This is a genomic window from Microbacterium sp. NRRL B-14842, assembly GCF_050470785.1.
Genome location: NZ_JBFLUM010000066.1, coordinates 1 through 12,852, shown reverse-complemented (window position 1 = coordinate 12,852; position 12,852 = coordinate 1). Strand labels below are relative to the sequence as shown.

The 12,852-nt window shown below is 73.3% G+C and carries 8 protein-coding genes and 6 pseudogenes; 8 read left to right on the top strand and 6 right to left on the bottom strand.

Going from position 1 to position 12,852, the window contains the following annotated elements:
- A partial coding sequence (locus AB1285_RS24420; RefSeq protein WP_429978046.1) for a polysaccharide deacetylase family protein occupies window positions 1-846 on the top strand: 846 nt, incomplete at its 5' end.
- Window positions 843-2,168: an MFS transporter gene (locus tag AB1285_RS24415; protein WP_292797443.1), complete on the top strand. Its 1,326-nt coding sequence runs from the start codon at window positions 843-845 to the stop codon at window positions 2,166-2,168. The genes AB1285_RS24420 and AB1285_RS24415, both read left to right, overlap by 4 nt.
- A gap of 2 nt (window positions 2,169-2,170) precedes the next feature.
- Here AB1285_RS24415 and galE read toward each other — a convergent pair.
- The 3 pseudogenes from galE to galT form a co-directional block, all read right to left on the bottom strand.
- Window positions 2,171-3,149 (bottom strand): annotated as a pseudogene (gene galE, locus AB1285_RS24410) (UDP-glucose 4-epimerase GalE).
- Window positions 3,150-3,195: 46 nt separating this feature from the next.
- A pseudogene (gene galK / locus AB1285_RS24405) lies at window positions 3,196-4,379 on the bottom strand (galactokinase).
- Window positions 4,376-5,601 (bottom strand): annotated as a pseudogene (gene galT, locus AB1285_RS24400) (galactose-1-phosphate uridylyltransferase). The pseudogenes galK and galT overlap by 4 nt, the downstream one beginning before the upstream one ends.
- 67 nt (window positions 5,602-5,668) lie before the next feature.
- Between galT and AB1285_RS24395 the strand changes: the two are divergent.
- Window positions 5,669-6,634: a LacI family DNA-binding transcriptional regulator gene (locus AB1285_RS24395; RefSeq protein ID WP_313366570.1), complete on the top strand. Its 966-nt coding sequence runs from the start codon at window positions 5,669-5,671 to the stop codon at window positions 6,632-6,634.
- Between the two features lie 3 nt (window positions 6,635-6,637).
- On the opposite strand, the gene AB1285_RS24390 is transcribed toward AB1285_RS24395, so the two are convergent.
- The 3 genes and pseudogenes from AB1285_RS24390 to AB1285_RS24380 form a co-directional block, all read right to left on the bottom strand.
- The gene (locus AB1285_RS24390; protein ID WP_429978044.1) at window positions 6,638-7,360 is read right to left on the bottom strand and encodes a hypothetical protein; all 723 of its coding nucleotides are present in this window, start codon (window positions 7,358-7,360) and stop codon (window positions 6,638-6,640) included.
- Window positions 7,296-8,867: a DUF2264 domain-containing protein gene (locus tag AB1285_RS24385; protein WP_429978042.1), complete on the bottom strand. Its 1,572-nt coding sequence runs from the start codon at window positions 8,865-8,867 to the stop codon at window positions 7,296-7,298. The genes AB1285_RS24390 and AB1285_RS24385 overlap by 65 nt, the downstream gene beginning before the upstream one ends.
- Before the next feature lie 55 nt (window positions 8,868-8,922).
- A pseudogene (locus tag AB1285_RS24380) lies at window positions 8,923-9,249 on the bottom strand (hydroxyacid dehydrogenase); the annotation flags it as partial.
- Window positions 9,250-9,879: 630 nt separating this feature from the next.
- On the opposite strand from AB1285_RS24380, the gene AB1285_RS24375 reads away from it, so the two are divergent.
- The 5 genes and pseudogenes from AB1285_RS24375 to AB1285_RS24355 all read left to right on the top strand — a co-directional run.
- A complete protein-coding gene (locus AB1285_RS24375; RefSeq protein WP_429978040.1) occupies window positions 9,880-10,077 on the top strand; it encodes a DeoR family transcriptional regulator in 198 nt (65 codons plus the stop codon).
- Complete coding sequence (locus AB1285_RS24370) at window positions 10,062-10,499, top strand: hypothetical protein (RefSeq protein ID WP_429978038.1); 438 nt, start codon at window positions 10,062-10,064, stop codon at window positions 10,497-10,499. Before AB1285_RS24375 ends, AB1285_RS24370 begins: the two co-directional genes overlap by 16 nt.
- Before the next feature lie 45 nt (window positions 10,500-10,544).
- The gene (locus AB1285_RS24365) at window positions 10,545-10,898 is read left to right on the top strand and encodes a substrate-binding domain-containing protein (protein WP_429978036.1); all 354 of its coding nucleotides are present in this window, start codon (window positions 10,545-10,547) and stop codon (window positions 10,896-10,898) included.
- A 102-nt stretch (window positions 10,899-11,000) separates the two neighbouring features.
- A pseudogene (locus AB1285_RS24360) lies at window positions 11,001-12,160 on the top strand (Gfo/Idh/MocA family protein); the annotation flags it as partial.
- 4 nt (window positions 12,161-12,164) lie between these two features.
- Window positions 12,165-12,852: pseudogene (locus AB1285_RS24355) on the top strand (DUF993 family protein); the annotation flags it as partial.

The following is a 12,852-nucleotide window of genomic DNA, read 5'->3' as shown; positions in this document are numbered from 1 at the left end:
ATGTGCCATGCCGCGAACGCGGCGATCTCCGGACTCCTCCTCCGCGAGCGGATCGACTCGGCGACGGTGATGGTGCCCTGCGCCTGGTCCCCGGAAGCACTCGCCTTCGCCGCCGCGCACCCGGACCTCGACGTGGGCGTGCACCTCGTCCTCACGAGCGAGTGGCGCCGATACCGGTGGCGTCCGCTCACCGCGGGCTCGTCGACCCTCGTCGACGCCGACGGCTTCTTCCCCGCCGACGTCGCGACCGTGGAGCAGCACGCGTCGGAGGAGGATGTCGCCGCCGAGATAGCCGCGCAGTTGCAGGCGGCGCTCGATGCCGGCGTCGACGTGACCCACCTCGACAACCACATGGGCTCCGTCTACGGGCTGCTGACCGGCCGGGACTTCCTGCGCGCCGTCTTCGACCTCGCCGCCCGGCACGGCCTCCCCTTCCGCCTGCCCCGCGAGATGGAGGGAGCGGACGCCGATCCGATGCTGCAGGCGAAGCTCACCGAGGCGGCGGCGGTGGCGGATGCCTTCGGCGTGGAGATCGTCGATCGGCTCTGGACGCACCCGTTCGAGCTGCGCGGCGAGGGCACCGCCGATGAGGAGTCGTACGAGCAGGTCCGAGACGGGTTCCTCGCGGTGCTGCGCGCCGTCCCGCCCGGTGTCACCGAGATCTACCTGCATCCGATGGCCGACGGCGAGGAGCTGCGCGCCGCGGTGGACTTCGCGGCGGCCAAACGCGGCTACGAGCTGCGGCTGCTCGACGACCCGCTCGTGCAGCAGACGATCGTCGAGGAGGGTCTGGTCCGCGTCGGCTGGCGCGCGCTGCGGGAGCTGCAGCGGGGAGACGCCCGGTGACGGCGCTCGGCGAACGGCTGCGCGACCGCCGTCTCGACGCCGCTCCCACCCGCTCCCAGACCATCGCCTTCGGAGCCTCCGGGTTCCCGACGCAGCTGATGACGCAGACGTTCTCGGCGTTCGTCGTGTACTTCTACGTCTCGCACCTCGCCGTCCCCGCGGGGTGGGTGGCGGCGGCGATGATCGCCCACGGCATCCTCAACGCGGCGCTCAACCCTGTCGTCGGGGCGCTCTCCGACCGGATCCGCACGCCGTGGGGCCGCCGCATCCCGTGGATCGGGCTCGGCATCGTGCCGCTCGTCGTCGCGTTCGCCCTCGTCTGGATGCCGCCCGCGCTCCCGGCGGCCGGGCTCATCGTGTGGTTCCTCGTGGTCGTCGCGGTCTACGACATCGCCTTCGTCGTGGTGGTGCTGAACATCTCGGCGCTGTTCCCGGAGATCTTCCGCACCACGGAGGAGCGCGCCCGCGGGAACGTGCCGCGGCAGATCTTCGCGATCCTCGGCATGGTGCTCGGCACGGCAGGAGCCCCCGCGCTCTACGACGCGATCGGCTGGCCCGGGATGGCCCTCGTGCTGTCCGGCGTCTGTCTCGTGCTGCTCGTGTGGTCGTTCCTCGGCGGGATGATCGAGCGCCGGGTGCCCGAGGCCGCCTCCGAGGCCATGCGCTGGCGGGACCAGCTCGTCTACACGTTCCGCAACCGCGCCTTCGTGCCGTACGTGCTGGGCTCGCTCTGCGTGCAGACCTCGATCGCCGTGATCCTCGCCGCCGTCCCGTTCTACGTCCGCTACTCGCTGGGGGCGGCCGAGGGCGAGGGCAGCCTCCTGCTCGGCGCCATCTTCCTCACGGCCATCCCGTCGATCGTGCTGTGGAGCGCGGTGGTCCGGCGCACCTCCCCGCGCACGGCGCTGCTGTGGAGCGTCGCGGTGTTCGGGGTCGCGGTGCTCGGCTACCTGGTCCCGACGTCGGTGGGGGCGGCGGCTCTCGTCGGGGTGGCGGTCGGCGTCGGCGTCGGCGGGCTGCTGCAGCTCCTCGAGGTCGTGCTCGCCCAGATCATCGACGACGACGCGCATCGCACGGGCCACCGTCGCGAGGGTGCGTACTTCGGCGTGAACGGGTTCGTCGTGCGCGGCTCCGTGGTCCTCCAGGCGATCGTCGCCGCGGCTGTGCTGACCGCGACGGGCTTCGACGCCGGGCTCGGCGACGCGCAGCTGGAGGCCGTCGACGGCGGCATCCGGCTGATGCTGGCGGTCATCCCCCTGGGCTTCACCGCGGTCGGATGGCTGTGCTTCTGGCTCTACCCCATCCGCACGCGCGACCTCTGAGGTCAGCCGGCGGCGCGGCGGGCCTCCCAGCCCGTGCGCACCATCTCGTCGACGGTGTAGCGCATGGTCCAGTCGAGGTCGCGCGCCGCGAGTTCGCCGGTCGCCACGATCCGATCCGGGGTCGCCGGGGCGGCGAGGGCCGACCTCGGGGGTGAAGTCGATGCCGGTGACGCGGGCGACCGCATCCATGATCTGCTTCACGCTGAGGCCGTCGCCGGAGCCGAGGTTGTACGCGGGCTCGATCGGTGCGCCGGAGGCCAGGCGCTGCGCTGCGGCGACGTGGGCGGCGGCGATGTCGCCGACGTGCACGTAATCGCGCACGTTCGTGCCGTCAGGGGTGTCGTAGTCGTCGCCGAAGATCTTCGGGGTGCGGCCCTCGATCAGCGCCTCGAAGACGATGGGGAAGAGGTTGTGCGGGCTGACGTCGTAGACCGTCGGGTCGGCCGAGCCGACGACGTTGAAGTACCGCAGCGAGGTGTGACGCAGCGGGCGGTCGGAGTCGGCGGTGGCGATCGCCTGGTCGCGGAGCAGCCATTCGCCGATGAGCTTCGACTCGCCGTAGGGGCTCGCGGGCCTCTTGGCGGTGTCCTCGACGACGAGGGAGACGTCCGGGGTGCCGAACACGGCCGCCGAAGAGGAGAAGACGATGTTCGCGACGCCCGCCGCCGCCATCGCCTCGAGGATGATCCGCGTCCCCTCGACGTTCTGGGCGTAGGTGTGCAGCGGGCGCTGGACCGAGACGCCGGCGTACTTGTAGCCCGCGACGTGGATCACGCCCTCCGCCTCGTGCGTGCGCAGGGTCTCCTCGACGAGGGCGCGGTCGAGGATGCTGCCCTGCACGAAGGGCACGCCCTCCGGCACGAAGGAGGCGACGCCGCTGGAGAGGTCGTCCAGGACGACGGGGGAGAGACCGGCCTCTGCGAGAGCGCGGACGACGTGGGCACCGATGTAGCCGGCGCCGCCGGTGACGATCCAGGACATGCGTTCCTCTCCTGCCGCGGCGGTGGCGGCTCGACCCTTCATTGTGTCAGGCGTCGCGGCGCGGACCTGCGGACGGGCTGACCTCGAACAGGTGCGGGGCGACGAAGCCCTCGGCGGCGAACCGCCCCCGCACCGCGTCGGCGAGGTGAGGCACGGCACCGCGGTCGACGAGGGCGATCGCGGCGCCGCCGAAGCCGCCGCCGGTCATGCGCGCACCCACCGCCCCCGAGGTGAGGGCGGTCTCCACCGCGGCGTCGAGCTCCGGCGTCGAGATCTCGAAGTCGTCGCGCATCGACGCGTGGGACGCGACGAGGAGGTCGCCGATGCCGCGTGCGCCCGCGGTGCGCAGCGTCGCCACCGTGTCCTGCACGCGCTGGTTCTCCGTGACGATGTGGCGCACGCGGCGGAAGGTCATGTCGTCCATCAGGCTCTCGGCGCGGGCGAGGTCGGCCACGGCGACGTCGCGCAGCGCGGGCACTCCGAGGATCGCGGCTCCGCGTTCGCATGCGGCGCGGCGTTCCCGGTAGCCGCCGGTGGAGTGCGCGTGCGTGACGCGGGTGTCCATCACGAGCACCGCGAGGCCGGCGTCGGCCATGCCCAGCGGCACGACGTCGGCGGCGAGAGAGCGGCAGTCGAGGAAGATCGCGGCGTCGGGCTCCCCGAGCATCGAGGCCATCTGGTCCATGATGCCGGTGGGCGCGCCGACGGCCTCGTTCTCCGCCGTGCGTCCGATCCGGGCGAGGGCGACCGCGTCGAGGCCGGCGTCCCAGAGCTCGTTCAGTGCCGTGGCCGTCGCGCCCTCGATCGCGGCGGACGACGAGAGCCCGGCCCCGACCGGGACGTCGGAGGCGATCGCGATGTCCAGGCCGGAGGCCGCGGTCGCGGGGGCGGCCGCACGGAGGGCCCAGGCGACGCCGAGCGGGTACGCCGCCCACTCCGGCACCGCGGGCGCCGTGCCGGGCGGGGTGGGGAAGAGGCGGTCGAGGTCGTCGAGAGCGATCTCGACCGGCTCGTCCGCGAAGGTCGAGGCGACGCGGAGCCGTCGGTCGCACGGTGGCGGACGGCGGCGACCGTGCGCTGCGGGATCGCGAACGGCAGCACGAAGCCGTCGTTGTAGTCGGTGTGCTCGCCGATGAGGTTCACGCGCCCCGGGGCGGACCAGACGCCGTCCGGCGTGCGCCCGGCGAGGGCGGCGAAGAGGTCGACGGCGGCGTCGTGTGCGGAGGTCATGCGGAGGCTTCCTGGTCGGCGCGAGCGAGGGCCTCGCGGAGTCGGGCGGCCCCTGCTCGGGGGCGACCTCGGCGGCCCAGGCCCACATCGCGGCCTCGGAGCCCGCGAGGAACTTGAGCTTGTCGGCGGCGCGGCGGGGGCTCGTGAGCTGCAGGTGCAGGCGCACGCTCTCGCGGCCGACGTGGACCGGAGCCTGGTGCCACGCGGCGATGTACGGGGTGGGGCTGTCGTAGAGCGCGTCGACGCCGCGGAGGAGACGGAGGTAGAGCGGGGCGAGCTCGTCGCGCTCCTCCGCCGTGGTCTCGGCGAGGTCGGGCACGTGCCGATGCGGCATGAGGTGCACCTCGAGCGGCCACCGCGCCGCGAAGGGCACGAACGCGGTCCAGTGCTCGCCGCGGAACACCACCCGCTCGGACGCCTGCTCCTCGGCGAGGATGCGGGCGAAGAGGTCGGGTGCGGTGCGGTCGACGGATTCCAGCACCCGGGCGGTGCGCGGGGTCACGTAGGGGTACGCGTAGATCTGCCCGTGCGGGTGGGGGAGGGTCACGCCGATCGCCTCGCCGCGGTTCTCGAACGGGAAGACCTGCTGGATCCCGGGCAGGGAGGACAGAGCGGCGGTGCGGTCGGCCCAGGCCTCGATCACGGTGCGGGCGCGGGTCGCGGTCTGGGTGCCGAAGGAGCCGGAGTGCTCGGGGCTGAAGCACACGACCTCGCAGCGGCCGACGGCGGTGCGGGTGCGCCCGAGTCCCAGGGCGGTGAGGTCGTCGAGGCCGCGCGGGGGGTTCGTCGCCCCGGGGGCGGTGCCGACGGGCTCGGCGAGAGCGGGGCCGAATGCGGGGGAGCGGTTCTCGAACACGGCCACGTCGTACCGGGACGGCACCTCGGACGGATTCGCCGGCGTCTGCGGCGCGAGCGGGTCGGCGTCGGCTCCCGGCATCATCACGCGGTTCTGGCGGTTGGCGGCGACGGTGATCCAGTCGCCCGTGAGAACGTCGAGCCGCATGGTCGCGGTGTCGGGTCGAGGGGCGAGGGTGCGGGCGTCGACCGACCGTTCCGCGCCGAGGGTCGTCTCCGGGTCGTCGTAGTAGATGAGCTCACGGCCGTCGGCGAGGGTGGTCGGGCGCTTGACGACCCCGGCGCCGAGACGCTCCGTGCGCAACTCAGGAGATTCGGGCGTGTTCACGTCAACATGGTAGGTGCCGCTGCGTGCTAACGTCAACATGACGGAGTTGTGAACGGAGGATCCCGTGGCCCGGAAGCTGTCGGCGTCGGTGTCCGCCCGCGTGTCCATGGCGACTGTGGCGGCGCGAGCCGGTGTCTCCGGACAGACCGTCTCCCGCGTCGTCAACGGCAGTCCGCGCGTGGACCCGCAGACGCGGGCGCGGGTCGAGGCCGCGATGACCGAACTGGGGTACCGGCCGCATCGGGCCGCGCGGGCGCTGCGCACCGGTCGCAGCCACACCCTCGGTCTCGTCGTGACCACCCTGGCCACGGTCGGCAACTCCCGGATGCTGCAGGCCGCGGCCGAGGCGGCGGCGGAACGCGGCTATGCGCTCACGGTCGTCACGGCTGCGGACGGCGTGGACCCGGCGTTCGCCCGGCTCGCCGACCAGGGTGTCGACGGTGCCCTCGTGCTGAACGAGGCTTCGGCGCTGGTCCCTGCCGCCACTCTGCCGCCGGAGCTGCGTCTTGTCGTCGTGGACGCTCCCGCAGGAGCCGGAGCGATCGTGGTGCACAGCGATCACGCCGCGGGAGCAGAGGCTGCCACGCGCCACCTGCTCGCCGCGGGGCACGAGACCGTCCACCACCTCGCGGGACCGGCGGACTCGTTCGCCGCAGCCGAGCGCGAGCGCGGGTGGCGCGAGGCTCTGACGGCTGCCGGTCTCACGCCTCCGGCGGTCGTGCGCGGGGACTGGAGCGCGGAGTCCGGCTTCGCCGCGGGGGCGGCCCTGGCCCAGGCGAGGGCGGTGTTCTGCGCCAACGACCAGATGGCGCTCGGGCTGCTGCGCGCGGTGGCGGAATCCGGACGCACGGTCCCCGGCGATGTCAGCGTGGTCGGCTTCGACGACATCCCGGAAGCGGCGAACTTCCTCCCGCCGCTCACGACGATCCGCCAGGACTTCCCGGCGCTCGCGCAGCGGGCGGTCACAGCGCTCATCGCCGCCGTGGAGGGCGACGCGGCGGCGACCGATCCCGCCGCGCCCGTGGTGGTGCCGACTCGGCTCGTCGAGCGCGCGAGTACGGCACGCCCCTGACGCTCACCCCCGCGGAAGGAACTCCTCGGGGCGGAAGCGTGTCGTGGCACCGTCCGGCCAGGACACCGCCGCGTCGCCTGCCTGCAGGTCGAGCTGCGGCACGCCGGGGGAACTCCCGAGAAGCACGCCGACGGCCATCCAGACGTCCGGCCGCACCGCCGCCGAGAGCCACGGGGTGGCGGTCTCCGGGCCGAGCGGGGTCGCGTCCCGTTCCCGTCGGACCCCCGCGGTCGCACCGTCGACTCCGAGGAGTCCGATGACCCGGCTCTGCGTCTCGCCGCCGAGGGCGAGGGCGGCGGTGACGACCGCGGGGCCGGTCTCGACGACCGTCGGGGAGGACAGCGCCCAGCCGCCGATGCGGAGGACGTCGCCGTCGCGGATCACCCCGTCCGTCCCCGCGCCCGCCCGGACCCGCACGAGCCGCACCTCCCACGGTCCGCGGAGCGCCGACACCACGTCGACCATGGGGCCGACCGTGGTCTCGGCGGCCGCGCCGCCTCCGCCGACATCGAACTCCGCGCGGAAGCCGTCGTGCCAGTGCACGAGGCCGGAGGAGCCGCCGAGCACGGCGTCGTCGACCTTCCGCAGCGCTCCGGTCGCGAAGCCGGAGCGATGGCTCGCTCGGCCGCCACGCACCACGGCGACCGTGCCGTCGAGCGGATCACGGACTCCGGGGCCGGCGAGCACGGGCGCTGTCGCGGTCGAGTACCCGAGCTTCGCGTACAACGGCGCATCCGGCTGGTGGGCACCCGGCATCCGGTGGTCGGTGCCGTGGTTGACCACACGCACGATGCCGTCCGCGGTACCCGTCGCGAGCCACCCCGGGGCGATGAGGACGCGGTGTGAACGGACCCCGATCGATCGGCAGGGGCTGTTCGACGGCCGTCCAGAACGGATGCGCCGCGGGCAGGGCGAGCGGCAGGAGACCCTTCGCCGCCCAGTACGGAGAGCCGGGGCCGGAGTAGTCCTGGGCGAGCGGACGCCAGGCGCCGTGCCAGCCGAGTGGCAGCACTCCGGTCGCATCCGGCGCACCGCGGTCGGTGAAGTGCCGGACCTGACCGCTCACCGCCCGGCGCAGGAGGCCGGGGTCGTGCCGCGAGGTGCCGGAGAACGCCGCGACCCCGGCCGCGGCGGCCGTCGCGAAACGGTAGGTGAGGCTGCGGCCCTGGATGAGTGGTCCTCCGTCGGCGCCGACGAGGTGCAGCGCGTCGTCGAGGAACGCGTCCAGCCGCCGGCGATACCGGGCGATGCGATCCGCGTGGCGCGGCTCGTCGCCGACCATGTCCGCCCAGAGCAGCGGGTAGAACGACAGCGCCCAGCCGGCGTAGTGGTCGAACGATCGGGCGGCGCCGTCCGCGCTCCATCCGCCGTCCCGCTCGAAGCCGTCGAGCAGCGCGAAGTCGGCTGCGCGGTCCGCGTCGGAGGACGGCCCGCCGACGCTCTCCAGGAACTGCTCGACGAGCACCCGGAACCAGGCCCAGTTGTTCGGCGGATGGCTCCCACCGACGACGGCCGCCAGGTAGTCCACGGTGCGGGTCCGGGCGCTGTCGTCCAGGCGCGCCCACACCGTGTCGCGGGTGAGGTGCAGACCCAGGGCGAGCGCCGCGGCCTCGACTTTCGCCTGGTCGACCTCGTCGGGGCGCGGCCACCGTTCGGCACCGGCCGGATCGACACCTGCCGCCAGCCCTCTGGCATACCGCTCGGCCAGCGACTCTGTGCCGCGTGGGTCGCCGGCGATGCGGAACGCGGCCAGCAGGAACGTGCGGCTGAAGCCCTCGAGCGCGTCGACCGCGGCGCCGAAGCCGCCAGGGGCGCCGGGGTACCGGATGCCCGCGCCCGCCGGGCTCGCATGACGGGCGGCCCCGTCGAGGATGGCATCGGCCACCGTCATCAGGTGCGCGCGCGTCCATCCCGTGTGCGGGGAGAGCGCCCGGTCTTCCGGAGGCAGCGCGAGGATCGTCATGCGCTGTGCGCGAGGGTCGGCGCGGTGCACGGGGTGTCGAGGCGGACGGCCGACCACCCACGCCTCGAGCTCGTCGAGGGCGGCGTCGGCCAGCCGGTGCGCCTCGGTGCCGAGCGAGCCGGCGAGGTGCGGGGGGTGACCGCGACGTTTCGGCAGGTGCAGCAGCGGGTGGTCGGGCGGAAGCGGCTCCGGATCGGTGACGTCGAGGATCGCGTCGAGGCGATCGGAGGCGCACTCCGCGAGCAGCGCGTCGTGATCGAGGAGGGGCACCGCGCGCGGTGTTGAGCACGGTGGCGCCGTCGCGCAGGGCCGCGAGCTGCGCGCGGCCGATCATCCCCCGCGTCGCGGGCAGCGCCGGTGCGTGCAGGGAGAGCAGGTCGACGGCGGGGAGCAGGGCGTGGAGTGGGACGAGCCGGGCGCCCGCCGCGGCCACCTCTTCGCGTCCGCGTACGGGTCGCGACGAGCACCTGCAGTCCGGGGAAGGGCCGCAGCAGGTCGACGACGCGGGCCCCGATGCGGGAGAACCCGACGATGCCACCGTGCGGTCGAGGTTGCCGATGCGGCCGGTGACGCGGGGCCCGATGCGCAGGTCGCGCTGTGCGTCGTCCCCGCGGAGCGGGAGGAGGGCGCGTTTGCCGGAGAGCAGGATCATCGCGAGTGTGTACTCGGCGACGGGGGCCGCGTTGGCCTCGGCGGCGGACGTGAGCAGGATGTCGCGCTCCAGAAGGCGTCGGACACGACGCCGCGCACGCTCCCCGCCGCATGGAACACCGCGCGGAGTCGGGGGAGCCGGTCGAGCAGGGCCGCGTCCAGGAGGGGGGCGCCCCAGCCCGTCACCAGCACCTCGATCCCTGACACGCGGTCGGCCGCGGCGGCCGCGTCGAGCGCGGGCGTGTGCAGCGGGGCGCCGGGGGGCCACGAGCGTCCGCCAGACGGGCGCGCCGAGCGTCGTCGAACACGAGGTCCCACGCCTCCGTGGAGAGGGCGGCGATGGTGAACGGTCGGTGGGCCATGAGTCTCCGCGGGTCTCGGGTATGCGCTTGCCGAAGCGTGCCGTTCCAGTGAAGGACTGTGCGTTCGAGCCCAGGCAACGTGATCGAACAGGAACCATCCAGATCGAACACACTCGTACACGGAAGGCAGCCGGATGCTGATCCCCCGCATCACCCTCGAAGATGTGCGGCACGTCGGGAGGATCGTGTGACCGAAGAGCGTCCCACCCCCGCGTTTCGGCCTCTCCCGCCGCGAGCGCATCCTGGACGAGCTGCGCCGTACCGGCGCCGTGCGCGTCGCCGAGCTCGCCCGTGACTTCGGGGTGGCCGAGCTCACCATCCGTCGCGACGTCACCGCGCTGGCGGACCGCGGACTGCTGACCAGGGTGCACGGGGGAGCAGTGCTGCGGAGCGCGCTGGACACGACCGTCGCCCGCGCTGCCCTTCCGGGCCGCAGTTCCGCATCGGCCTGGTGGTGCCGTCGCTGAGCTACTACTGGCCGCAGGTCGTCGTCGGCGCCCGGAGCGCCGGGGTGGAGACCGGGGTGCAGCTCGTGCTCCGCGGGGCCAGTTACGCCGCGCAGGACCAGCGTCGCCAGATCGCGGCGCTCCTGGAATCCGGAACCGTGCACGGCCTCATCGTGGGCCCCGAGACGCAAGGGGCCGACGGACACGCGCTGCTCTCGTGGCTGGACACGCTCCCGGTTCCCGTCGTGCTGGTCGAGCGCCGGACCCCGCCCGCGCTCGCCCTCACCCGGATGCAGACCGTGGCGACGGACCACGCGTTCGGGGGTGCGCTCGCCGCCGGGCACCTCGCCGCACTCGGGCACCGGCGGGTGGGGGTGCTCACGTCGCCGCAGTCGCCGACCTCCGCCGGGCTCCGGCAGGGCTGGTCGGCGGGCGGTCGCTGAGCTCGGTCTCGCGGTGGGCGTGGATCGCGATGCGGCGCTGGACGGATGGAGGGGCCCGCGCAGGCGGACGTCGTGTCCTCGGTGCTCGCCGAGATCCGTGACACGGGCACGACCGCGCTGCTCGTGCACTCGGACCCGCAGGCGCTCCTGCTCCAGCAACATCTGCAGGATGCGGGCTGGCGGCTGCCCGACGACCTCTCCCTGATCGCCTACGACGACGAGGTCGCGGAGCACGGCTCCCCTCCGCTCACCGCGCTGCGGCCGCCCAAGCAGCACGTCGGACGCCGCGCGGTGGAGCTTCTCCGGGATCGGCTGCGCGAGGGGACCACCCGGCCCGCCGAGCGCGTGGAGGTCGCCCCGGCGCTGCACGTGCGGGCGAGCACGGCCCCTCCGCGTTAGGCGCGGTTGCGAGGTCGAGCGTCTCATGCCATGATCTCGGAAAGCGCTTACCAACATTCTCCTGTCAGCGCCGACAGCTTCCACCGAGAGGAACGGACCGAGATGGCACAGGCCCCCACCCGCGAGATCGGGATCATCATGAACGGCGTCTCCGGGCGCATGGGATACCGGCAGCACCTGGTGCGGTCGATCCTCGCGATCCGTGACGACGGCGGATCGAGCTCCCCGACGGCAGCCGCGTGACCGTGCGGCCGATCCTCGTCGGACGCAGCGAGGCCAAGCTGGCCGAACTGGCGGCGAAGCACGGCATCGAGGACTGGACGACCGATCTGGACGCGGCCCTCGCCGACCCGCAGTGGGAGATCTACGCCGACTTCCTCGTCACGAAGGCCCGGGCATCCGCGATCCGGAAGGCCATCGCCGCCGGCAAGGCGATCTACACCGAGAAGCCCACGGCCGAGTCGCTCGACGAGGCTCTGGAGCTCGCCCGCCTCGCCCGCGACGCCGGTGTGAAGACCGGCGTCGTCCACGACAAGCTCTACCTCCGGGGCTGCAGAAGCTCAAGCGTCTCATCGACTCGGGCTTCTTCGGCCGCATCCTCTCCGTCCGGGGCGAGTTCGGCTACTGGGTGTTCGAGGGCGACTGGCAGCCCGCGCAGCGTCCCGAGCTGGAACTACCGCACCGAGGACGGCGGCGGCATCATCACCGACATGTTCCCGCACTGGAACTACGTGCTGGAGAACCTGTTCGGCGAGGTCAAGAGCGTCTACGCGCAGGGCCGCGGTGCACATCGCCGACCGCTGGGACGAGAAGGGCGAGCACTACACGGCCACGGCCGAGGACGCCGCGTACGGCATCTTCGAGCTCGACGGCGGGGCGATCGCCGAGATCACTCCTCGTGGGACCGTGCGGGTGAACCGCGACGAGCTCGTGGAGTTCCAGGTCGACGGCACGCACGGCTCCGCGGTCGTCGGACTGTTCGGTGCGAAGATCAGCCCCGCAACGCCACGCCCAAGCCCGTGTGGAACCCCGACCTGGAGGACAGCCACGACTACGACGCCGACTGCAGCAGGTGCCGACGAACGACGTGTTCCGGAACGGCTTCCGGCAGCAGTGGGAGGAGTACCTCACCTCGTTCGCCCTCGGGACGGACTACCCGTCGACCTGCTGGCACGGCGCGCGCGGGGTCCAGTTCGCCGAGGCCGGACTCGCGTCCAGCGCCGAGGGGACGCAAGATCGTGCTCGAGCCCCTGACCCTGGACGAGGCTGACCACCCTCCGCCTGCTCGCCGCCGACGGCCGCACCGCCGACACGGAGCTCCGCGAGGTCGCCGGTGTCACGCGGCCGGAGGGCCCGCTCCGCAGCCGGTGGCCTACGCCGCCGCGCACGTCGTCCCGAAGGTCCACGCGGACAACACCCGGGACAGCCGGCCGACATCGACTGGGACGCGACCCTCGCCTTCCGCCGCAACGTGTACTCGTGGGGTCTCGGCGTCGCCGACGCGATGGACACCGCGCCAGCGCAACATGGGGCTGGATGCGGCGGCGGTGCGCGAGCTCATCGCCCGCAGCGCCGAGGTCGCCCGCGAGGAGGGCGGCACGGTCGTGGTCGGGGTCAACACCGATCATGTCGACGAGGAGCGCATCTCGCTCGATCAGGTGATCGCCGCCTATCTCGAGCAGCTGCACTTCGCCGAGGAGCAGGGGGCGGGGCCGGGTGGTCATGGCCTCGCGGCACCTGGCTCGGGTCGCGGAGACCGCCGACGACTATCGCCGCGTCTACCGCGAGGTGCTCTCTCGCGCGTCGGTCCCCGTCGTGCTGCACTGGCTCGGCACCGCGTTCGACCCGGAGCTCGCGGGCTACTTCGCGCCCTCGTCGCCCGCCGGGAGCGGTGGTCCCGCGTGGCAGGAGGCCGCCGGGGTGCTGCTCGACATCATCGGCGAGAACCGCGCCG